This window comes from Sedimentitalea sp. XS_ASV28, assembly GCF_041224545.1.
Lineage (GTDB): Bacteria > Pseudomonadota > Alphaproteobacteria > Rhodobacterales > Rhodobacteraceae > Sedimentitalea.
Genome location: NZ_JBGFGP010000166.1, coordinates 262847 through 283623, shown reverse-complemented (window position 1 = coordinate 283623; position 20777 = coordinate 262847). Strand labels below are relative to the sequence as shown.

Annotated in this window: 20 protein-coding genes; 5 read left to right on the top strand and 15 right to left on the bottom strand. The window is 62.1% G+C overall.

Translation table 11 applies throughout. The features are described from left to right. The first annotated feature begins 25 nt into the window (after nucleotides 1-25). Both speB and AB9K34_RS20440 read left to right on the top strand, forming a co-directional pair. Nucleotides 26-973, top strand: a complete 948-nt coding sequence (gene speB, locus AB9K34_RS20445) for an agmatinase (protein ID WP_369956376.1) — start codon at nucleotides 26-28, stop codon at nucleotides 971-973. 141 nt (nucleotides 974-1114) lie between these two features. After that, on the top strand, nucleotides 1115-1432 hold the full coding sequence (locus AB9K34_RS20440) for a DUF3775 domain-containing protein (RefSeq protein WP_369956375.1): 318 nt from the start codon (nucleotides 1115-1117) through the stop codon (nucleotides 1430-1432). 20 nt (nucleotides 1433-1452) lie between these two features. Here the strand turns inward: AB9K34_RS20440 and AB9K34_RS20435 are convergent, their stop codons facing one another. The 7 genes from AB9K34_RS20435 to AB9K34_RS20405 all read right to left on the bottom strand — a co-directional run bounded on the left by AB9K34_RS20435 (nucleotide 1453) and on the right by AB9K34_RS20405 (nucleotide 6567). Continuing rightward, the gene (locus AB9K34_RS20435; RefSeq protein ID WP_369956374.1) at nucleotides 1453-2589 is read right to left on the bottom strand and encodes a saccharopine dehydrogenase family protein; all 1137 of its coding nucleotides are present in this window, start codon (nucleotides 2587-2589) and stop codon (nucleotides 1453-1455) included. Between the two features lie 3 nt (nucleotides 2590-2592). Further along, on the bottom strand, nucleotides 2593-3648 hold the full coding sequence (locus AB9K34_RS20430) for a saccharopine dehydrogenase (protein WP_369956372.1): 1056 nt from the start codon (nucleotides 3646-3648) through the stop codon (nucleotides 2593-2595). Between the two features lie 12 nt (nucleotides 3649-3660). Further along, nucleotides 3661-4278: a glutathione S-transferase family protein gene (locus AB9K34_RS20425; protein WP_369956371.1), complete on the bottom strand. Its 618-nt coding sequence runs from the start codon at nucleotides 4276-4278 to the stop codon at nucleotides 3661-3663. Between the two features lie 11 nt (nucleotides 4279-4289). Next, nucleotides 4290-4940: a histidine phosphatase family protein gene (locus AB9K34_RS20420; RefSeq protein WP_369956370.1), complete on the bottom strand. Its 651-nt coding sequence runs from the start codon at nucleotides 4938-4940 to the stop codon at nucleotides 4290-4292. 407 nt (nucleotides 4941-5347) lie between these two features. Further along, nucleotides 5348-5845, bottom strand: a complete 498-nt coding sequence (locus tag AB9K34_RS20415) for a MarR family winged helix-turn-helix transcriptional regulator (protein ID WP_369956368.1) — start codon at nucleotides 5843-5845, stop codon at nucleotides 5348-5350. A gap of 75 nt (nucleotides 5846-5920) precedes the next feature. Then, entirely contained in the window at nucleotides 5921-6178 is a 258-nt protein-coding gene (locus tag AB9K34_RS20410) for a succinate dehydrogenase assembly factor 2 (protein WP_369956367.1), read from the bottom strand. Further along, entirely contained in the window at nucleotides 6175-6567 is a 393-nt protein-coding gene (locus tag AB9K34_RS20405) for a multiprotein-bridging factor 1 family protein (protein ID WP_369956366.1), read from the bottom strand. The genes AB9K34_RS20410 and AB9K34_RS20405 overlap by 4 nt, the downstream gene beginning before the upstream one ends. A gap of 93 nt (nucleotides 6568-6660) precedes the next feature. Between AB9K34_RS20405 and AB9K34_RS20400 the strand changes: the two genes are divergently transcribed. Continuing rightward, nucleotides 6661-7863, top strand: a complete 1203-nt coding sequence (locus tag AB9K34_RS20400) for a pyridoxal phosphate-dependent aminotransferase (RefSeq protein ID WP_369956503.1) — start codon at nucleotides 6661-6663, stop codon at nucleotides 7861-7863. A gap of 19 nt (nucleotides 7864-7882) precedes the next feature. Here AB9K34_RS20400 and AB9K34_RS20395 read toward each other — a convergent pair whose 3' ends face one another. The 3 genes from AB9K34_RS20395 to AB9K34_RS20385 all read right to left on the bottom strand — a co-directional run bounded on the left by AB9K34_RS20395 (nucleotide 7883) and on the right by AB9K34_RS20385 (nucleotide 11311). Further along, the gene (locus tag AB9K34_RS20395) at nucleotides 7883-9352 is read right to left on the bottom strand and encodes a carboxypeptidase M32 (RefSeq protein ID WP_369956364.1); all 1470 of its coding nucleotides are present in this window, start codon (nucleotides 9350-9352) and stop codon (nucleotides 7883-7885) included. Nucleotides 9353-9357: 5 nt separating this feature from the next. Further along, nucleotides 9358-10503, bottom strand: coding sequence for a heme A synthase (ctaA, locus tag AB9K34_RS20390; protein ID WP_369956363.1), 1146 nt, complete (start codon nucleotides 10501-10503; stop codon nucleotides 9358-9360). 61 nt (nucleotides 10504-10564) lie between these two features. After that, nucleotides 10565-11311, bottom strand: coding sequence for an RNA methyltransferase (locus AB9K34_RS20385; RefSeq protein ID WP_369956362.1), 747 nt, complete (start codon nucleotides 11309-11311; stop codon nucleotides 10565-10567). A gap of 353 nt (nucleotides 11312-11664) precedes the next feature. Between AB9K34_RS20385 and AB9K34_RS20380 the strand changes: the two genes are divergently transcribed. Beyond that, nucleotides 11665-12048, top strand: a complete 384-nt coding sequence (locus AB9K34_RS20380; protein ID WP_369956361.1) for a hypothetical protein — start codon at nucleotides 11665-11667, stop codon at nucleotides 12046-12048. 53 nt (nucleotides 12049-12101) lie between these two features. Here the strand turns inward: AB9K34_RS20380 and AB9K34_RS20375 are convergent, their stop codons facing one another. The 3 genes from AB9K34_RS20375 to AB9K34_RS20365 are packed head-to-tail and all read right to left on the bottom strand — an operon-like array spanning nucleotide 12102 to nucleotide 15513. Then, nucleotides 12102-13454 (bottom strand): cytochrome P450, encoded by a 1353-nt coding sequence (locus AB9K34_RS20375; RefSeq protein WP_369956360.1) that lies wholly within the window; start codon nucleotides 13452-13454, stop codon nucleotides 12102-12104. Further along, a complete protein-coding gene (locus AB9K34_RS20370) occupies nucleotides 13451-14725 on the bottom strand; it encodes a hypothetical protein (protein ID WP_369956358.1) in 1275 nt (424 codons plus the stop codon). The genes AB9K34_RS20375 and AB9K34_RS20370 overlap by 4 nt, the downstream gene beginning before the upstream one ends. Nucleotides 14726-14760: 35 nt before the next feature. Next, nucleotides 14761-15513 carry a cytochrome c biogenesis CcdA family protein gene (locus AB9K34_RS20365; protein WP_369956357.1) on the bottom strand — a complete coding sequence of 251 codons (753 nt, stop codon included), beginning with the start codon at nucleotides 15511-15513 and terminating at the stop codon, nucleotides 14761-14763. A 103-nt stretch (nucleotides 15514-15616) separates the two neighbouring features. On the opposite strand from AB9K34_RS20365, the gene AB9K34_RS20360 reads away from it, so the two are divergent. After that, the gene (locus tag AB9K34_RS20360) at nucleotides 15617-15865 is read left to right on the top strand and encodes a sulfurtransferase TusA family protein (protein ID WP_369956356.1); all 249 of its coding nucleotides are present in this window, start codon (nucleotides 15617-15619) and stop codon (nucleotides 15863-15865) included. 229 nt (nucleotides 15866-16094) lie between these two features. Here AB9K34_RS20360 and AB9K34_RS20355 read toward each other — a convergent pair whose 3' ends face one another. Beyond that, nucleotides 16095-18995: a ribonuclease E/G gene (locus tag AB9K34_RS20355; protein ID WP_369956355.1), complete on the bottom strand. Its 2901-nt coding sequence runs from the start codon at nucleotides 18993-18995 to the stop codon at nucleotides 16095-16097. Between the two features lie 447 nt (nucleotides 18996-19442). Further along, a complete protein-coding gene (locus AB9K34_RS20350) occupies nucleotides 19443-20777 on the bottom strand; it encodes a sigma-54-dependent transcriptional regulator (RefSeq protein WP_369956354.1) in 1335 nt (444 codons plus the stop codon).

Here is a 20777-nt window from a genome sequence, read left to right as displayed (position 1 = left end):
GTAACGGACAAATCGGGAGATCGACATGGCATTCAACCAACCGCTTGGCGGAAATGAAATGCCCCGCTTTGGCGGGCTGAACACGATGATGCGGCTGCCGCATCAGGAAACAGCCGAAGGATTGGATGCCTGTTTCGTCGGCATCCCTATGGATATCGGCACCTCTCACCGCTCCGGAACGCGGTTCGGTCCGCGCCACATCCGGGCGGAAAGCGCCATGATCCGCCCCTACAACATGTGGACCAGGGTATCGCCCTTCGACTCGCTTCAGGTGGCCGATATCGGCGATATCGCCATCGATACGTTCGACCTGAAACGCTCGGTCAGGATCATCGAGGAACGCTATGACGAAATCCTGCGCCACGACGTCATCCCGCTGACGCTTGGCGGCGATCACACGCTCAGCTACCCGGTGCTCAAGGCGATTGCCAAGAAGCATGGCCCGGTCGGATTGATTCACGTGGATGCCCATGCAGATATCAACGATCTGATGTTCGGCGAGAAAATCGCCCATGGCACCCCGTTCCGCCGCTCGCACGAGGACCAGTTGCTCGATCCTTCCCGCGTCTGCCAGATCGGGTTGCGCGCCACGGGCTACGAATCCGGCGATTTCGACTGGCCCCGCGAGCAGGGCTGGCGCGTGGTTCAGGCCGAGGAAATCTGGTACAAATCGCTTGCCCCCCTCATGGCGGAAGTCCGCGCCCAGATGGGCGACGGGCCGGTCTATGTGACCTTTGACATCGACAGTTTCGACCCGGCCTATGCGCCGGGCACCGGAACCGCGGAACCGGGCGGGTTAACCTCGCATCAGGGTATCGAGCTGATCCGCGGCCTTGCCGGGCTGAATATCGTCGGCTGCGACCTTGTCGAGGTCTCGCCGCCCTATGATCCGACCGGCGCAACCGCGGTGCTTGCCGCCAATATCCTGTTCGAGATGCTGTGCGTTCTGCCCGGAGTAAGGGCGCGGGACTGAACCGGGTCTCTCCCGCGCCGCATACACTCAGCTTTGATGCCGATACCGCAAGCAGAACCCAAAGCGTTTGCGCAAGATCAAGGACTCTCGCCACCATGCCGTGTCAGCGTGCTCCAGAGACAGCGAACCGGAGAAAAAGTCATGCTTGAGATTTCCCCGCGCAAGGTGGCCCAGGTCATCCTGATGTCGCGCGAACTGCATCGGGCCGAGGGCGAATTGCGCGCGTTTATCGACCGGCTGAGCGAGGATGAGCAAGCCGAACTGGTGGCCATCATGTGGATCGGGCGCGAGAGTTTCGACGCAGAGGATCTGAACGATGCCATCGCGACCGCCAAGGCAGAAGCCTCGATCCCCTGCGCCGATTATCTTCTTGGCAGCCCGCACCTGTCCGACCATCTGGAAAACGGTCTGGATGCGCTCGGTATCTCGGCGACCGCAGCGGAAGACGATCTGATGTGACCGGCTGCGCGCCGCTCGGATCAGTGCTCCACGATCTCCAGATGCTGCGCCAGCTTGCCGACCTCTGCCATCCAGCGGTCAACGAGCCGGGGATCGCTGGGCGCGGCATGCACGCCGGCACCGATTTCACCATCCAGCACCGCCTCGATGGCAAGCGAGACCGGGATCGACACCAGGCGCGCCATGGCCGTACCGCGGGCGTCCCCCCATGCGTCCATCACGTAGGTCTTGTGCCAGACGACGGCCCCGTCCTGTTCTGCCTTGAGGCTGACGCACAACACAACCCTGTCCGGCTCGCCATCGTCATACGCGTGCTCGGCCCAGAACTGATCCGACATGTCCTTTAGACGGGCATCGCCCTCGGCACCCGACAGGGTTTCAACCTCGGCGAACACGTCCTTCCAGGCCTCGGCCCAGCCGTTCAGCCGCAGGGTACCGCGCACGAATTCCCTGACCGTCCAGTCCGCGTCGAACCCGTATTGCGCCATGAACGGCAGGCTGTCGCGATTGGGATAAACTTCGAATGTTTCCGGCACAGGCAACGGGGCGTCATAGCTGCTGATCGCGTCCCACGGGCGCGCGACCTGCAATTCGGTGTAAGAGCGGATCGACCGGCTGGGCGAGCGCAGCGCCTTGAGCACGCCGAGCGGCGACCAGCTGAATTTGTAGCGGAACGCGTTCGCCCGCTTGGGCACGCCGCCGCAATAGGAAATGAAGCTGAGGTGATTGGCGGCATCAAACCTGTCCGATCCGCGATAATCATCCATCAGGCTGTGCGCCATCAGGTGGTCGATACCCGGATCGAGCCCCACCTCATTGACCAGAGCCACCCCGGCGGCGCGTGCCGATTGATCCAGAGCGCGCATCTCCGGCGCGATATAGGACGAACTCACGAAATGTGCCCGATGCGCGATCGCCAGTTCTGCCAGCGGCACATGCCAGTCACCGGGCAGCATCGATACGATCACGTCGCCGGCGGCAAGCTGCGCCTCCAGAGCGGTGATGTCAAACGCGTGGATCCGTTGCGTCAGGTCGCCCACCGCCGCCTGCGCCTTGTCCGTGGTACGGTTCCAGACCGTGATATCGTGCCCCGCCTCGAGCAGACGGCGCAGGCCGGGAACAGCGGAAAGACCCGTGCCACACCAGTGAATTGTCATCTCTCAAAGTCCTCGTATGTGATCGTTGAATGTCGCCCTGGCACGGCCCCAGACACCGCCTTCGAGGTCATCAAGGCTCAGCAGCGACGGCAGCAATTGCCGCGCATAATCCTGCGAGCTTTCGACCGGCAGCAGCGACGGCAGGTTGTCGATCGCGGTGACATCCAGCACCGGCACATCCTGAACCCGCAGCGCCGGTTCGTCCCATGTGGTCGTGCGATCATAGACCTTGATCGGAGAAAACACGCTGTCCGGATCACAGGCAATGTCACCGATCACGCTCAGCCGACGCGGCGCTGTCTTGGCAATGGCGGGCACAAATACCGGCGTGTCGGGACGTGCGAGGATGCAGTTCAGGAAAATATCGTGATCCAGAACCTCGGGAAACGGTCCGCCATGGCTGGTTTCCTGCATGTCCCACTTGGTCACCTCGACGTCCATCGCTGCACACAGATCGGCGGCGCCCGTCCCCACCCGACCAAGGGCGCCGATCACCAGCGCCTTGGGCCGTGACGTCCCGATTGCCGCAAGCTCTGCCGACAGTTCATCGCGCAAGGCCTGCGAGCTGGCATAGGTCGATACCGGACCTGCAATCCCGCCGCGCCGCTGTGCCGCCCAGCATTTGAGCGCAACCGCCGCACCGGCGAACCCGGCCCAATAGCCGAACGCCGCCACGCGCCGCCCGCTCTCGTCCACCAGATATTCCAGATCATAGAGCGTACCGCCACCGGCCTTGAACCGTTTCAACAGGACCCGCCCGGCAGGCTGGCCCTTGAACGCGTGACCGAACAGGATATGCCGGTGCGTCAGCGGCGTGCCGTCATCAGGCAGTTCCTTGAGACCGAATATGATCGCGTCAGCGGGCGCGCCGGGCCAGCTGTTCTCTGCCGCGATCTCGCAACCGGCATCGCGATACCCTTGGATGGGGATGGCGCGAAACGAACTTTCCTCGACCGTTACCTGCATTCCCGCATCGATCAGCCGCGCCGCGCCGTCCGGTGTCAGACCGACACGTTCCTCGTTATCCCGTTGTTCGGCCCGCACCCACAGATGTGTCATGACAATTTTCCCTCAGATCATACCTTTGGCGCGCGCGTCCTGCACCGACGACCGGGCGTTCATGGCCTGCATGAATGCCGTGATCCTGTCATAGCGCAACACATCGACCCCATCGCCATTCAGCCACGAACAGACCACGAAAAGATAGGGGTCGGCGATGCTGAAGGCCTCGCCCAGCACATAGGGACCGGCAAGACCATGTTGTTCGATATAGTCCGCGCTCGCCGTCATGGTGTCGGGAACCTTGGCGGCCATGTCGTCAAACGACTCCTGTCTCGTGGCCCAGCGGCTGCCGCGCAGGCGATGGGCATGATTCACATGCATGGTCGACGCCAGATAGAACATGACCTCGCGCATTTTCGCCGCCAGAAACGCATCCTGCGGAATCAGCCCGGCCGCCGGGGCGCGCGCCGCGACATATTCCAGCAAAGCGCCGGTTTCGGTCAGGACACCCTGTTCGGTGACCAGCGCGGGCACCCGCCCCTTGGGGTTGATACCGAGATAATCGGCCCCGGTCTGCTCTGCGGTGGCGAAATCCACCTTGACCGCCTCGAATGGGAGTTCTGCCTCATGCAGGGCGATGGCCGTTGCAATCGAGATCGTCCCCGGCGTGTAATAAAGCTTCAGCATCCTCGCTCTTTCTAGAAGTGGGTCTGGGCAAACTGCCGGTCAGGTGTATCAAGATGCGGAACGGCGTTGAACAGCACCGGGCTGAGATGTGCGCCGATCGGGAAGAGACGATGCATCGACGTGTTCATGATCGCGAGCGCCACGCGGGCGGTTGCCGACATGTTGAGCTCCAGAAGCCGGCGCAGGGCGATGGCGATCAAGCCGCCCGACGTCACCACGAGCGCCGGCCCACTGCCATCGGCGATGTCGCGCAGGGCATCGGCGACACGCGCCTCAAAGGCCGCAAATCGCTCCGGCGCGCCTTCGAGCTCGTCTTGCTCCCAGGCTGTGAAAACCCTGGGCAAATGGCTGATGAACCCCTCGCGCTCCTGCGGGATGTCGACCCCGTGCTGCTCTTGCAGCAATTGCGACAGCGTGAAGTACTCAAGCTCGTTGAGCCGTTCGTCCCGCACCGCATCGCCCAGGTCCATATCCTGCGCCGTTTCGATGTGACGGGTCAGTGTACCGCTGTAAAGTCGCGGGTGATGGCTGCCGCATGATTTCAGGTAATCACCCAGCCAGACGGCTTGCTGATGTCCCAATTCACTGAGCCGGTCGTATTCGGCTTCATCCCGCGCGCCTGTATTGGCCTGACCGTGACGAATGAGAGTGATGTGGGACATGTCGACTGCTCCTGCTGCTCCCCCTCTTAGGCGAGAGCGCCAGCAGGTGCCAGTGGCAGTCGGCGAATTTCAGTCGGGTTTGTCAGGAACGATTTGTCCGGTCGGGCGCTGCCTGCGTCGTTCATGGTCGAAAACCGCCTCTGCCGAGCCACCGCTTCGCAACAAGCCTGATGCCCCTGAGGCTGCCTGACATCAAAGGTTCAACGCGGCAGATCATGCTGGATGTGTCAGGTCCGCCACCCGTCGGTGCAAGGCAGGGCCAAGAGCAGCAAAGAGCGGAAATGAAGCAACCGGCGTCAGGGGCAGCGCTCTGGCAACTTGCCAAGACGGAGAGCTCCGGTAATCACGCGCCCTTGGAGTTCGCCCTTCTACGGCAGGCCCGACCTACACCGTTTCTGCCTGCCGTTTCAGTAGATGTACCGGATCTGGTCCGTCCAATACCTCTCGACACGCTTGAGCGACGTGGTGATGCCCTCGATACCGTCGGCATCGATCACCCCGCGCCCTTCCAGCCCTTCGGCATGGCGCGCGAACAGGGTCGCCACGATTTCGCGCACCTCCCGGCCACGCGCCGTCAGCTTGACACGGACCGAGCGGCGGTCGATTTCGCAGCGTTGATGATGCATGTATCCCATTTCGACCAGCTTCTTGAGATTATAGCTGACATTGCTGCCCTGATAGTAGCCGCGTGTTTTCAATTCGCCCGCCGTGACCTCGTTCTCGCCGATGTTGAACAACAACAAAGCCTGAACCGCGTTGATCTCGAGAACACCGACACGTTCGAATTCATCCTTGATCACGTCGAGCAACAACCGGTGCAGCCGTTCGACCAGCGCCAGCGCTTCCAGATATCCGGTCATGAACCCCTTTTGGGCAACCGGGCCTACATGCATTTCCATACTCATCCGTCTCTCCGACTCGAACTGCTTGGGTCAGAGAGTGGCGATAAAACCCGAATAATCTGTTAAACCGAATTTGCCTCAGTTCTGAAAGGTTTGCGCTATTTCACCGACAAGATCCGCGAATGCCGGCGGCGTCGCGGCCTGCCCGGTGACCCATTGATAGAGGTCCTGATCGTTCTCTTCGAGCAGCGCATCGTAGAGATCAAGCTGTTCCGTGCTCATATGCGCGAGGCTGGACGCTGCATAGGCGCTCAGGATCAGGTCCATTTCCTTGATCCCGCGCCGCATCGAGCGCATCCTGAGACGCCTGATCCGGGTCTCGCGCAGCTCGGTCATCGACGGTCCTGCACAAGCTGGCGCAGCCTTTTCTCCAACCGCGCGGTGCGTTCGGCATTGGTTCGCATCACGGCGCGAATTTCCCGGAGTTCCGCCAGAACGCCGGCGAAATCGTCACCGACCGTCAGTTCATCCGGTGCCGACGGGCCTTCGCCCTCGCCCGTCAGCAGCCATTTGATCGAGACGTTCAGTAAGCCCGCCAGCATCGACAGCCGGTTCGCACGCGGTTCGGAGATGTCATCTTCCCAACCGATCAATGTCGCTTTCTTGACGCCCAGCCGCCGCGCCAGCTCTGCCTGGCTCATGTCGGCCGCCTCGCGCGCACCGGCGACGCGATCACCGAATGTCGCTGAATCGGGGCCATACCAGTCGGTGTCTAGATCGTTCATTGTCGCTCTCCCATGAGTCGCGTTGAAACCTGCTTGATCGGCTGTGGGGCGCAACCTATGACAGTCGCGACAAACATTCAAACCGAGGCCGCCATGAGTTTCCTGTCTGCGACATTGTCGCGTGTCAAACCATCTCCGACCATCGCCGTCAGCAACAAGGCACAAGAGCTGAAGGCCGCCGGGCGCGATGTCATCGGTCTTGGTGCGGGAGAGCCTGATTTCGACACGCCCGAGAACATCAAGGCCGCCGGTATACGCGCGATTCAGGAAGGCAAGACCAAATATACCGCCGTTGACGGGCTTGCAGATTTGAAACAGGCCATCTGCGCCAAGTTCCTGCGCGACAACGGGCTGACCTATGCGCCAGAGCAGGTCAGCGTCGCAACCGGCGGCAAGCAGATCCTCTACAACGCCCTGATGGCGACGCTGGATCCAGGTGACGAGGTGGTGATCCCCGCGCCCTATTGGGTAAGCTATCCGGACATGGTTCTGCTGGCGGGCGGCACTCCGGTGATCGCCGAAGCGTCGCTGCAAAACGATTTCAAGCTGACCCCGGATCAGCTCGAGGCGGCGATTACCCCCAGGACCAAATGGTTCATCTTCAACTCGCCCTCGAACCCGACGGGCGCGGGATACTCGCGCGACGAACTCGGGGCCCTGACCGATGTTTTGATGCGTCACCCCCATGTCTGGGTGATGACCGACGACATGTACGAACACCTCGCCTATGACGGGTTCGAATTCTGCACCCCTGCCGAGGTCGAGCCCCGCCTCTATGAACGGACCCTGACCTGCAATGGCGTCAGCAAGGCCTATGCGATGACCGGCTGGCGGATTGGCTATGCCGCCGGTCCCGCGCAGCTGATCGCGGCCATGCGCAAGATCCAGAGCCAGAGCACGTCGAACCCCTGCTCAATCAGCCAATGGGCGGCCGTCGAGGCGCTGAACGGGCCACAGGATTTCCTTGCCCCGAACAACAAGATCTTCAAACGCCGCCGCGATCTGGTGGTGTCGATGCTCTCGGAGATCGAGGGCATCACCTGCCCCACCCCCGAAGGCGCGTTTTATGTCTATCCGTCCATTGCCGGGCTGATCGGCAAGACAACCCCCTCGGGCGTGGTGATCAAGGATGACGAAACCTTTGCAACCGCGTTGCTGGACGACGTGGGCGTCGCCGTTGTTTTCGGAGCGGCCTTCGGTCTCAGCCCGAATTTCCGGGTCAGCTATGCGACCGCGGACGAGGCTCTGAAAGACGCCTGCACCCGCATCCAGACCTTCTGCGCCTCCCTGACCTGACCGGCTTGCGCGGCGACGCTCAGAGGTCGTACAGGTCCGAGAACTTGCGCTCGAGATAGTCCAGCAGCGGTGCCTCGGACGGGGTCATGCCGCTGGCTTTCTCGATCACTTCGCGTGGGGCATAAAGCCCGCCGTGGCGTTGCACCTGAGCACGTAGCCACCCGGTCGCGCCCGAGGTGTCGCCCGCAGCCAGTTGCGCATCGAGATCGGGGACGGCGGCGCGCAACGCCTGGTGAAGGCACCCGGCATAGACATTGCCCAGCGAATAGGTCGGGAAATAACCGAACAGGCCCACCGACCAATGCACATCCTGCAAACACCCGTTCGAGGGCCTGTCGACCGCATAGCCGAAATCCGCCAGGAACCGGTCGTTCCACGCGGCTTCCAGATCGGACACCCTGAGGTCGCCCGACATCAGCGCCCGCTCAAGATCAAAGCGCAGCATGATGTGCAGGTTATATTGAACCTCGTCCGCCTCGGTGCGGATATAGCCATTCTCGACGCTGTTGACAGCGGCATAGAACGCATCGGCATCGGCGATCCCGAACGCCCCGAAGATCTCGACCATCCGCTGGTATAACCAGCCGGTAAACGCGCGCGAGCGGCCGATCTGGTTTTCATAGATGCGGCTCTGGCTTTCGTGCACGCCCATGGACACACCCTGCCCCAGCGGCGTCAGCGCATAGTCCGGATCAATCCCCTGTTCATAGCCCGCATGACCGACTTCGTGGATCGTCGAATAGATGCAGTTGAACGGATCGGTCGCACTGGTGCGGGTCGTGATACGGACATCCGCACCGCTGCCGGAACTGAACGGATGCACCGCCTTGTCGATGCGTCCACGGCTCAGGTCATAACCAAACACCTCGGCCAGCTCGCGGCTGAGCCCCATTTGCCGGGCCTCGTCAAACGTGCCGGTCACACCGCCGGGTCGGGGTCGTTCGAGAACTGCGGCCCGCAGATCGACCAGACGCGGGCGCATTGCATCGAACATGGTTGCAATCTGTGCGCCGGTAGTGCCGGGCTCGTAATCATCCAGCATGGCGTCATAGAGATCGCCGCCATCCGCGAGCGCGGCACCTTCCTCGCGTTTGAGCGCGACGACCTCATCAAGGACCGGAAGGAACGCGCTGACATCCTCGTCCGCCCGCGCCGCCGCCCATTTGCCCTGTGCTTCCGACGTCACCCGCGCAATCCGCGCGGCCAATTCCGCGGGAACCTTGTTCGCCCGCTCGTAGGCGCGGCGAATCTCGCGGAGCTGGGCGGCATCGACGGGGCCCTTTGCCTCTGCCTTCGCCAGCCATTCGCCGACCTGCGGGGCAGAGCGGCGGGCATGTAGGATGGCTTCCATCGCGCCCATTTCGACGCCGCGTTGTTGTGCTGCGCCGCGTGGCATCATGGTTTCCTGATCCCAGCCCAGTCGCCCGGCAACCTGCGCCAGTGCGGACGTGTCACGCTGAAACGCCATCAAAGAGTCGAATGCGGTCATTTCGATTATCCTCTCACCGATGTCGCAATGGGATAGGCGGTCAGGAAGCGGGCGCGCAGGATCAGCGTCCAGACGAGGACCGCCGCAAGCTGATGCAGGATCGCCACCTGCCAGGGCGCACCGTACAGGACGGTCACGATACCCAGAACGACCTGAAACGACAGCGCCGCAAAAACCGCGTTGAACGCAAATCTCGTGGCTTCATGGACGCTTTTGCGCCCGCGCAGCCAGACAACGACGGTAAACAGGAACAAAAGATAACCTGTGATCCGGTGCATGAACTGCACCAATCCCGGATTCTCAAAGAAATTCCGCCACAGCGGTTCGAACAGGAACGGGTTGGGCGGGATAAACTGCCCCCCCATCAGCGGCCAGTCGGTATAGCTGCGCCCCGCATCGATCCCCGCAACCAGTGCCCCGATCAGGATTTGCAGAAAGGTGAAATGCAGAAGCCCCGTGGACAACCCGAACAACCGGACCTCCCTGGCGCGCCGCGCCTGCATCAACTCGCGCTCTTCCCGACCGAGCAGGAGCACAAACCAGCCGATCACGCCGAGAATGACAAAGGCCAGCCCCAGATGCACCGCCAGCCGATAGCTTGCCACATCGGTCATGCCTTCGCCCTGCGTGACGCCCGAGGCCACCATCCACCAGCCGATCGCCCCCTGCAATCCACCAAGGACACCAACAAGAAACAGACGACCCGTCCACCCTGCCGGGATCTGCCGCGCGGCGAGGAAACCGAGGAAACCGACAGCCCAGACCAAGCCGATCACGCGGCCAAGTTGCCGGTGGCCCCATTCCCACCAGTAGATCTCCTTGAAATCCGACAGGTCCATCCATTGGTTCTGAACCCGGAATTCGTCGATCTGCTTGTACTTGTCGAACTCGGCCTGCCAATCCGCCTCGGACATCGGCGGCAGCGCCCCGGTCACAGGACGCCATTCGGTGATCGAAAGACCGCTATCGGTGAGACGCGTGAGACCGCCGACCGCGATCATCAGGACAACCAGCGCGAACAGGATCATCAACCACAGCCGAATGCCCTTGCGCGCGCCCCTGCGTCCCTTGTCGATCAATCCGGGCTGAACGGCGGGCCGCGCCGCCGCCTCGCCGGATACCTCTTCGAAAATGCTCCGTTTTTCGCTCATCTTCGCCTCGCTCGCGATTTGCACAGACCCTAGGTCGCTCCGCCTTTGCCGTCCAGCGGCATCACCCGTCCCGCTCTTTCCAGCGCACCATCTGGCGCAGGATCCCGTGCAGCATCTGCACATCCGCCTGTGTCAATGGCATCCGCGACCACAGGTTGCGCAGGTTGACCTTCATGCTGTCCGCCTTGGTCGCCGGGAAAAAGAACCCCGCCTCTTGCAGGCGTGTCTCGTAATGCTGCGCCAGCTTTTCGACTTCGATACCCTGCGCCCAGCCGGATTTTCCCGGATCGTCGATCTCGGGCGTGACCTGTTCGGTCTGTCGCCGCCATTCATAGGCCACAAGCAACACGCATTGCGCCAGGTTGAGCGAGGGAAAGTCTGGATTGACCGGCACCGAAATCAACGCGTTGGCGCGGGCTATGTCCTCGTTTTCGAGCCCGGCGCGTTCCGGTCCGAACAGAACCGCCACCTTTTGTCCGGCCGCGATCTTTTCGCCGGCCATCTGCATCGCGCGTTCCGGGCTGACCACCGGCTTGGTCAGATCCCGTGACCGCGCCGTGGTCGCAAAGACAAAATTGCAATCGGCGATCCCGTGGGCGACATCATCGCAAAGCTGCGCCTCGTCGAGCAACCGCCCCGCGCCGCTGGCAAGTGCCGTGGCGGCCGGGTTCGGCCAGCCGTCACGCGGCGCGACAATGCGCATCCGGTCGAGGCCGAAATTCCACATGGCACGCGCGGCCGAGCCGATATTCTCGCCCATCTGGGGGCGCACGAGAACAAAGGCGGGCGGCGGGCTGTGGTCTGGCATGTGGCTCTCCGAAATCCGGCTCTGCCATACTGCTCCCCCCGCGCCGGGGCAAGACATCGCCGTCGCGGCTGCGCGGATATGCCCACGCGAACACCTGCGCGCGCGTTAACGCTTTCAACGCAGCAGCGTGGTATCATTCGTGTACCGGTGGCTCTGCACCTGTGAAACGGCGACGGCGCGATTGAGGGAAGCGCGATTGAGGAAAGGTTGACAAAATCGCGCCCAAATTGGGCCAGCATTTCGCGACACTGTGAAATCGAGGGTCCGTTGCGCAGCATCGCGGCTGACAGATCACCGGGAAGACTGACCAGGCCGGAGGCAGGCACATCGCCCTTAAAGACGTGAGTGAGACAGTGTTCAGAATTCTAACCCTGGGCCGGGAAACCAGAACGCATCTGGCGCTTGCGGCGGACCTGCATGACCGCAAGCAATCGGACATGCGCGAACGTCAGGGCCGCCGAAGATTCCAGCAATGGGCACGCGATACCCGATATGCCGAACTGATCGCCAGCTTTGCGCAGATGGACAACGCCGCGGCGCGGTTGGGCTCTGACGATCTTCCCGACAGGTTTCTCGCCTGCACCGCGATGCAGGATTTCATCGGCTTTGTCGACCGTGAAGCCTCGGCGAACTGGACGGCGGATTATGACACGTCGGTCGCCGACGCGATTTTTTCAGGCTTTGTCGCCGAAGCAATCGCCGAGAGGAAAGCCGAGGACACAGCCGGGAACGATTAGGCCGTGCGGCGCCGGACGCGGTTTGCCATGACAGCCGCCGCGACATCCAAAACTCATGATCGCGGCGTGATGCGCAGCCAGATTCCGTCCCTGGCCCGCACGGTCAAATGCGCAACCGGCACCGGCTCGCGACCTGCAACCGGCTCAACCCGGAAATCACGCAACAGTGTCGACAGCAGCAGCGGCCCCTCGATCATCGCAAAGCCCGCCCCCGGACAGACCCGCGAACCGCCGGAAAACGGCAGATAGGCGCTGCGCTGGCATTGCCGGCCATTCTCGGTATTCCAACGATCCGGGTCGAATGCGTCCGGACGCTCCCACAGACGTTCATGGCGGTGCAGGTGCCAGGGGCTCAGCACGATCTGCGCGCCACGCGGGACGTCGCGATCACGGAACCGCTCGGGACATCGTGCCTCGCGCACCATCATCGGAACCGGTGGATAAAGCCTCAGCGCCTCGCGGAACACGTCCCGGCTCAGACGCAGCCGGCCCATGTCGGAAAAGGTTTCCGCCGCGCAATTCTGCGCTTCCTCGGCCACGCGATCCTGCCAGTCGGGTGAAATCGCCAGCAAGTACAGCGCCCAGGCCAACGCCGATGCGCTGGTTTCGTGTCCGGCGAGGAAAAAGATCGCGACCTGATCGACCATTTCGCCGGCTTCAAAGCGCTGGCCCGTTTGCGGATCCGCCGTGGTCATGATCTTGGTCGCCAGATCATCCGGTGCCGTCCCCGCCTCGATCCGGCGCATTCTTTCCCGCGTGAGCTCGGTGATCAACGCACGAATTTCGCGCGCGGTCTGCCGTGTGCGCCGGCTGAAAAACCGGGGCATCCAGCGGGGCACAGGCACGAAGGCGGCAAGGTTGAGGATCGGCTGACTACGTTGATAATCGCGGAACAGGCGGAACACGCGCGACGCCGTTTCATGTTCGATGGGAATCGAAAACAACGTCCGAAAAATGACATCCGCGGCCATATGGCTGGCCATCGGTTCGATATCGATGCAATCCCCCGCTCCGTGCCGCAGGCGCAGCGCGGCGGCCTCGGCGGCGGCTTGCATGGCGGAGAACACATCGCGCAACCGCCCTCCCTCGAACGCCGGATCGATGATCCTGCGCTGCCTTTTCCAGGCCTCGCCATTGGTCAGGAAAACCGAATTTCCCAGGAGCGGGCGCAACCCTTCGCTGATGCGATCGGATTTCGGGAAGTCGTCGGGCCGCTCGCGCAAGATCGCCCGCAACAGTTCGGGTTGATTGATCAGATAAGAGCGAAAGAATGGCGTGCGAAACTCGGCCATCCATGCCCTGTAGAGACGCGCGGGCTGGGCCGACAGAATGTCTTTGCGAAACAGCCGTCCATATTGCCAGAGCGAAACGCGGTCCGGGCGCGATGGCGGCTTTGGCGGGATCATGACCGCGACATTCCGGTGTATTTCGACACCGCGCGTTCGATCCGCGATGGCGAGCCCTGGCGACCTGAGAACCGGCTTGCCAGAGTGAGCGGGCCGGCGGTGACACGAAAATAATCATACTCTCCGGGGTGATCGAAGGCACAGAGATACTGAAAATGCAACCGGAAGAAACGCCAGCGCATGGCCTTCCAGCGTTCGGGCGACAAGGTTCGTGTGAACGCGGCGGACAGGACAAGCGGCCAACGCTTGTCTTCCGGCGCGACGCCGCTGACCGCAACGGGATCGCACAGCGCAAAGGCACAGCCGTCACCGGGGGCCGTGACATCGACCCAGGCGATCCTGTCCTGTGCCGACAGGTCATGCAGGTCCGCCCGCAGCCGATGCGCATCAGGCAGAAAGGACTGCATCGGGATCGCCTGCCCCAGCGACAGGAACCCGAGCGCCGGGCGATCCTGTGACAATCGGCCCGCGCGCAACAAATCCGCAAGCAGGGACACGCCCAGATGCGCGCCGGAGGAATGACCGACCAGCAGCACCTCATCCACGTCTTGCTGCATGGCGTCGGCCAGCAGATCGGCAAACCGCGCGATCCGCGCCTCGAGCGCTGGCGGATAGGCGCCGTTTTCCTGTGCCGCATAGGCATAGTCATGCATCAGGTAATAGGCAAAGACGCGACCGTCCAGCGCCCGGAACCAGCGCAACAGGGCCAGCGCAACCAGAACACCGGCAACGAAGGCCGCCAGTTGAATCGCGACGACCGCGATCTCGCGATGCGGCAACGGTCGCAGGCCGCGTTCAAGCTCGTTCAATCCACAGGACAGGACCGAGCCAACCGCCCAACCGAACCCGACCGCCGCCAGAAGTTGCAGCAGCAATATCCCCACCGGGTAGAGCGCCGCAATCACCGGCCCCTTGCGAAGTTGCATCAGGCGCCACAACGCCCCCGAGGCGATATAGGTCCACGCCGTCCGCAAGAGGTGGCGGTAGGTGGTCAGGATCGATCCGTCCATGCTTTCGCGCACGAGATCGGACCAGACCAGGACACTGAACCGGGTCTCGATCTCTGCGCCATCGATGGTGGCGTTGACGGTCCAGCCAAACGGACCGGCCCCCTGCGCCGCTGACAGCCGCAATTGATAGCCCGATATCCGGGCCTGTTCGGCACCTTCCTTGCGGTAAAGCTCGCGATAGCGGCGCGGGTGGGAGGGATCGTAACCGGGCACATAGAACACCCGGCGGCGATAGACCCGCGGCTCTGGCTCGCTGCTCATGTGCATCCTCTTGCCTTTTGAGGCAGCTTAACCGGTCAGCCGAGCGTGGCAAGCGCCGGGAAACGTTCGAGAAGCCAGTAAGAAAAGCTCGAAAAGCCGCCGGTCAGCATCAGCAACCCGATGGTCCACAGCAACAGCCCCATGACGCGCTCGATCTGTTCCATATGCCGCTTCATCCAGCCCATCAAACCGCCCAGCCGTGGCAGAAATGCAGCAACCAGCAGAAACGGTATACCCAGACCGGCGGCATAGACCGCCAGCAGAGCGGTGCCGCGCAGCACCGAGGCCTCAGAGGCGGCAAGGGACAGGATCGCGCCCAGTTGCGGACCGATACAGGGCGTCCAGCCAAAGGCGAAGGCAAGACCGAGCACATAGGCACCAAAGGCGCTACCGCCCCGGTCGCCGGCATCGATACGCAACTCGCGGTCAAGAAAACCGATCCGGTAGACCCCGACAAAATGCGCGCCAAAGATCATCACCAGAATGCCGGCAATCGTGTTGAACCATCCCTGGTATTGCAGAAACATCGACCCGATTGCCGATGCCGTAAATCCCAGGAGCAGGAACACCGTGGACAGGCCCAGCACGAAAAACAGCGCCGGGACGAGCGCCCGGTTGCGCGCGCCCGTGTCACTGCCGAGATCCTGCAATGACACGCCGCTCATATAGGCGAGATAGGGCGGCACGATGGGCAGCACACAGGGCGACAGGAAACTGATGATCCCCGCGCTCAGCGCCACGATCATCGCCGGCAGCAAGGCCGCGTCAAAGATGTCTATTCCAAACATGCCACCGCCATAGGACATCGCGCAAACAAGGTCACGGGTGCAAATGCGCCGTCCCTGTCACAACCCTGTGGACAGGATGAAATATCCGCAGTAACTGCCGCGTATGACCGAAGTTTCCGACACCCTGGATGCCACCGGGCTCTTGTGCCCGCTGCCCGTACTGAAAGCCCGCAAGCGATTGAAATCGCTACCTTCTGGCGCGGTACTCAGAATGCTCGCGGATGATCCTGCGGCCCTGGTGGACGTGCCGCATTTCTGTTTCGAGGCCGGGCACACTCTGGTTTCACAAAATGACGAGGGGCCGCATCAGGTTTACCTGATCAGAAAGGGCGGCGCGACACAGGCTTCCTGAATGGCGGGCCTTAGCATTTCGCGATAAATCTGAATCACTTAACGCTGCCTGAATTCAAGGATTTCAACGCGTTAGGTGATACCAGATGTTTCAAGTTAATCGCGAAACGCTTTAAAAGCGCGAAACAGGCGCGTGCGCCTGTTTCGGAACATTGTCACCGGTCCCCGCTTTGCACCCCGCTCCCCTACCGCCCGACGAACCGGCGCGACAAGAGAGCGGCGCTCTTTCTTCAGCTTCCCAAAGACCACCAGCCACGCCGCTTCGGCTTGGCCGCTTCTGCGGGGGCCGCAATCTCTTCCGGTTCGACGGATTGCTCGGGCACCACCGGCTCGGGGTCGGCAACCGGCTCTGATATCGCATCGTCGCTCGGGTTCGACTCAGTCTCCGGGTCTGCCGCGACCGCTTCCTGCGGGATTTCGGCAACAGCCGGTTCCGGCACCGCTTCTGCCGCAACGGCGTCGGGCGCAGCGTCGGCATTCGCGGGCGCCGTCGGCTCGTCTGCGGCTGGTTCTGCTGCCGCTTCCGGCGTTTCGGGCACTGCGTCGTCGGCATCAGCCTCGGCCTTGGCTTCCGTAACCGCTTTGGGCTTGCTCTTGCTGCGGCTCGACCGTGTGCGGGTCGGCTTTGGCTTGGGCTTGTCCTCCGTGTCGGCATCGTCCGCCGTGGCGGCTTCGGCTGCGCTCTCGGATGCCGCAGTTGCGTCTTCGGCATCTTTCGACTTGGGCTTCGATTTGGACTTGGACGATTTCGATCTGGACGATTTGCTGCGACTCGACCTGGAAGAGGTCTTGGCCTCTTCATTATCCGTGGCCTCCGCTTCGGCTTCGCTGTCGTCTTCGGCCTTTGCCGCCGGCGTTTCAGCCTGATCTTCCGAACTGTCGTCCGTGGACTCGCCGCTTGCGTCCTGCGCCTCGTCATCCGTACCGTTGGAATAGCTTCCCGATTTGCTGCGACGGCGACGGCGGCGACGCTTGCGCTTGGGCTTGGTTTCCGATTCGTCCGCCTCTGCCGCCGAAACCTCTTCGGCCTCGGCCTCCATCTCGTCATCCGCATCCACCTGATCCATCAGGGAGGTATCGACCGACACCACCGGTGAAACAGCGGCCGGCACGGCCCGGCTTGCGGTCTTGAACTTCTCGATGGCGAAATCCGGGCTGACCAGATGCGGATCACCTTCGATCCGGACCGACAGGCCATAGCGCATCTCGATCTGCGCCACATGCTCGCGTTTCTGGTTCATCAGGAAATTCGCGATGTTCACCGGACATTTGACCAGCACTTCGCGGCTTCGGCGGCGCACGCCTTCTTCCTCGATCTGGCGCAGGATCGACAACGCCATGTTGTCATCCGAGCGGATCAGGCCGGTGCCATGACAAATCGCGCAGGGCTGTGTCGTCGCCTCGATCATCCCCGGTCGCAGGCGTTGACGGCTCATCTCAAGCAAGCCGAAGCCGGAGATCCGGCCGACCTGGATGCGCGCTCGATCCGTCTTGAGCTTTTCCTTCAGGCGCTTTTCAACCGCGGCGTTGTTCTTGCGCTCGTCCATGTCGATGAAATCGATCACGATCAGGCCCGCAAGATCGCGCAAGCGCAACTGGCGCGCGACTTCTTCAGCGGCCTCAAGGTTGGTTTTGGTCGCCGTTTCCTCGATCGACCCTTCCTTGGTCGCCCGCCCCGAGTTGACGTCGATGGCCACCAGCGCCTCGGTCACGCCGATCACGATATAGCCGCCCGATTTCAGCTGAACCGTCGGGTTGAACATGCCGGCGAGATAGCTTTCCACCTGATAGCGCGCGAACAGCGGCATCTGATCCGCATATTGCTTCACGTTCTTCGCGTGCGACGGCATGATCATTTTCATGAAGTCCTTGGCGATGCGATAGCCGCGCTCGCCCTCGACAAACACCTCGTCGATCTCGCGGTTATAGAGATCGCGGATCGAGCGTTTGATCAGATCGCCCTCTTCGTAGATCTTGGCAGGCGCGATGGATTTGAGCGTCAACTCGCGGATCTGTTCCCACAGCCGTTTGAGATAATCGTAATCCCGCTTGATCTCGGTCTTGGTCCGTTTTGCCCCTGCGGTGCGCACGATCAGCCCCGCCCCCTTGGGCACGTCGATCTCTGACGCGATCTCCTTGAGCTTCTTGCGGTCGGCCGCATTGGTGATCTTGCGGCTGATACCGCCGCCGCGCGCCGTGTTGGGCATCAGCACGCAATAGCGACCGGCCAGGCTGAGATAGGTGGTCAGTGCCGCGCCCTTGTTGCCGCGCTCTTCCTTGACGACCTGCACCAAAAGGATCTGGCGAACCTTGATGACTTCCTGGATTTTGTAGCGTTTGGGGCGCGGTTTGCGCGGCGGCCGGATATCTTCGACATCGTCGTCATCCGCCACGGATTCAATGCTGTCGTCCTTGGCGGCGGCATCACTGCCTGTCTTGGACCGCGGCGCGTCCGCGTCGTCAGTGTCGGATTCCGAACTGTCGTCTGAGTCATCTTCGCCGGCGGCGTCGTCCTCGCCCGCTTCGCCCCTGTCTTCCACCGGTTCAGCGTGATCCTCGGCGTCCTCGTCCGCCGGTTCTTCGACGGGCGTTTCCGCGACCAGTTCCATGGGCGAGGTCCCCTCGGGCGTCTCGACATCCGCAGCCTCTGCGGGTTCGTCATCCGTCAGGTCAATTGTTTCCATCCCATTGATCTCGGACTCGACCTCCTTGGAGACCCTGGCGTCGTCCGACACCGTCTCAGCAGCCTTGGAGCGCGAACGCGAGCGCGACGATGAGGATGATCGGCGCGACCGGCTGGGCTTGCTTTCCTCTTCTTCGTCACGTGCTTTCATCGCCTCGGCATAGGCGCGTTCTTCCTCCATCAACGCCTCGCGGTCGGCGATGGGGATCTGGTAATAGTCCGGATGGATCTCGGAAAATGCCAGGAAACCGTGCCGGTTTCCGCCATAATCGACAAAGGCCGCCTGAAGCGACGGCTCGACCCGGGTTACTTTTGCGAGATAGATGTTGCCAGCAAGCTGGCGCTTGTTTTCGGATTCAAAGTCGAATTCCTCGACCTTGTTTCCATCAACCACCACAACGCGGGTTTCTTCCGCGTGGGTGGCATCGATGAGCATTTTCTTTGCCATGTTTCCTTGGTGCACAATCGCATTGGCGCCCGCCCTGGCGGGCCGGCACGCATGGGAGAGTGTCTTGTCAGGGCGATTTCGGACGCGGCGCGGCAAGGTGTGGGCCTCAGCCCCCCTGCATCATCTCTCAATGTTCGCGCGCGCGTCATCGCGGTTCTTCTCCGACAGATCCGAGATGCCCCCGGCCTGCCCATTTTATCCCCGTCCCCCGTTTTCGGGTACAGGAAGGTATCTGCCCCTACGGGGCACAAGCGGTCTGTTCAGTCATTCGGAACGGTATCGCCAACGCCTGAAACAGAAAAACTCCTAATCGGACCTGTACGTCGCAATGCGTAGCGTCCGTCTGGTCAACATAATGGCAGTCAACAGGCAATTACAATGGGGTTTCGTGAACCGGGGCGAATTTCCCCGGGTCACGTTGATCGCTTCACGCGCATGCGTCCCGCGTCACAGATAATCCGAGCGTTGCAGCCCGTACTTGGCCATCTTCTCGTTCAAGGTCCGCCGGGGCAGGCAAAGCTCGTCCATCACCGACGCGATCGATCCCTTGTGACGCCGCATCGTGTTGTCGATCAGCATGCGTTCGAACGCCTCGACATATTCCTTGAGCGGTTTGCCCTCGGTGGTCATCACCGGTTGCATCTCTTCATGATCCGACATCAGCAACGACGCGATGGTTCCACTGCCGCGCCGCGATTGCAGGACCGCCCGCTCGGCGACGTTGATGAGCTGCCGCACGTTGCCCGGCCAGGGAGCCTGCAACAGCTGTGCCGCTTCCTGTGCCGTGATCTTCGGCGCGTCGCAGCCGTATTCCTCGGCAAATTGCTCGGACAGCCGCGTGAACAGCGACAGGATGTCTTCGCCGCGCTGCCGCAGCGGCGGCACCGTGATCCGCAGGGCGGCAAGGCGATAGAACAGGTCGGGCCGCAGCGCATCTTCGCAGGTGCGGCCCGCCTCCTGCAGGTTGCTGATGCAGATCAGCCGGGTTTCCGCCGGCGTCCCCTGTTCGTTGATGGCACTCAGCAGCCGCGCCTGCAGGCTTTCGCTCAGAGCCTCGATATCCTCGAGCACAAGGGTCCCGCCCCGCGCCTCTTCCATGGCCGGAAGCTGCTCGTCCTCGGGCATCATCGGACCGAAAAGCCGCTTGGCCAACACCTCTTCTTCCAGCGCGGCGCAGTTGACGAGGACGAATTTCTTGCCCGCCCGGCTGCCAGCCGCGTGCAACGCATGTGCCACAAGGGTTTTGCCGGCACCGGTTTCGCCGTCGATCAGGACATGCCCGTCCGCCTGGCCCAGATCCAGAACGTCTTCTTTCAGACGTTCCATCACCGGGCTGCCTCCGATGAGCTTGTTCATCAACTGGGTTCCGTCGCTGAGTTCGCGTCGCAGCGCCCGGTTGTCCAGCGTCAGGCGGCGCGCGCCTGCCGCGCGCTTGGCCAGTTGCGACATACGGTCGGGATTGAACGGCTTTTCGAGAAAGTCAAAGGCCCCGACACGCATCGCCTCGACCGCCATCGGCACGTCGCCGTGACCGGTAATCATGATCACCGGCAGCGCGCTGTCAGAGCCCATCAGCTTTTTCAGGAACTGCATACCGTCCATGCCCGGCATCTTGATGTCGGAAATCACGATGCCCGGATAGTCGGGACCCAGCACCTTGAGCGCCTCTTCTGCGCTGGCAAAGGTCTCGGTGTCATACCCGGACAATGCCAGCCACTGGCTGATCGACTGGCGCATGTCCTGCTCGTCATCCACGATCGCAATCTTCATGGCCTGTGCCAT

What these genes read in the sequence shown, in the direction of transcription:
- AB9K34_RS20410 (WP_369956367.1), bottom strand. Translation starts at nt 6,178, where the DNA reads ATGACCGAGCTGCGCGAGACCCGGATCAGGCGTCTCAGGATGCGCTCG.
- AB9K34_RS20375 (WP_369956360.1), bottom strand. Translation starts at nt 13,454, where the DNA reads ATGATCCCGCCAAAGCCGCCATCGCGCCCGGACCGCGTTTCGCTCTGG.
- AB9K34_RS20405 (WP_369956366.1), bottom strand. Translation starts at nt 6,567, where the DNA reads ATGAACGATCTAGACACCGACTGGTATGGCCCCGATTCAGCGACATTC.
- ctaA (WP_369956363.1), bottom strand. Translation starts at nt 10,503, where the DNA reads ATGAGCGAAAAACGGAGCATTTTCGAAGAGGTATCCGGCGAGGCGGCG.
- AB9K34_RS20385 (WP_369956362.1), bottom strand. Translation starts at nt 11,311, where the DNA reads ATGCCAGACCACAGCCCGCCGCCCGCCTTTGTTCTCGTGCGCCCCCAG.
- AB9K34_RS20430 (WP_369956372.1), bottom strand. Translation starts at nt 3,648, where the DNA reads ATGACACATCTGTGGGTGCGGGCCGAACAACGGGATAACGAGGAACGT.
- AB9K34_RS20370 (WP_369956358.1), bottom strand. Translation starts at nt 14,725, where the DNA reads ATGAGCAGCGAGCCAGAGCCGCGGGTCTATCGCCGCCGGGTGTTCTAT.
- AB9K34_RS20435 (WP_369956374.1), bottom strand. Translation starts at nt 2,589, where the DNA reads ATGACAATTCACTGGTGTGGCACGGGTCTTTCCGCTGTTCCCGGCCTG.
- AB9K34_RS20365 (WP_369956357.1), bottom strand. Translation starts at nt 15,513, where the DNA reads ATGTTTGGAATAGACATCTTTGACGCGGCCTTGCTGCCGGCGATGATC.
- AB9K34_RS20355 (WP_369956355.1), bottom strand. Translation starts at nt 18,995, where the DNA reads ATGGCAAAGAAAATGCTCATCGATGCCACCCACGCGGAAGAAACCCGC.
- AB9K34_RS20415 (WP_369956368.1), bottom strand. Translation starts at nt 5,845, where the DNA reads ATGAGTATGGAAATGCATGTAGGCCCGGTTGCCCAAAAGGGGTTCATG.
- AB9K34_RS20440 (WP_369956375.1), top strand. Translation starts at nt 1,115, where the DNA reads ATGCTTGAGATTTCCCCGCGCAAGGTGGCCCAGGTCATCCTGATGTCG.
- AB9K34_RS20400 (WP_369956503.1), top strand. Translation starts at nt 6,661, where the DNA reads ATGAGTTTCCTGTCTGCGACATTGTCGCGTGTCAAACCATCTCCGACC.
- AB9K34_RS20420 (WP_369956370.1), bottom strand. Translation starts at nt 4,940, where the DNA reads ATGTCCCACATCACTCTCATTCGTCACGGTCAGGCCAATACAGGCGCG.
- AB9K34_RS20425 (WP_369956371.1), bottom strand. Translation starts at nt 4,278, where the DNA reads ATGCTGAAGCTTTATTACACGCCGGGGACGATCTCGATTGCAACGGCC.
- AB9K34_RS20360 (WP_369956356.1), top strand. Translation starts at nt 15,617, where the DNA reads ATGACCGAAGTTTCCGACACCCTGGATGCCACCGGGCTCTTGTGCCCG.
- AB9K34_RS20395 (WP_369956364.1), bottom strand. Translation starts at nt 9,352, where the DNA reads ATGACCGCATTCGACTCTTTGATGGCGTTTCAGCGTGACACGTCCGCA.
- speB (WP_369956376.1), top strand. Translation starts at nt 26, where the DNA reads ATGGCATTCAACCAACCGCTTGGCGGAAATGAAATGCCCCGCTTTGGC.
- AB9K34_RS20350 (WP_369956354.1), bottom strand. Translation starts at nt 20,777, where the DNA reads ATGGCACAGGCCATGAAGATTGCGATCGTGGATGACGAGCAGGACATG.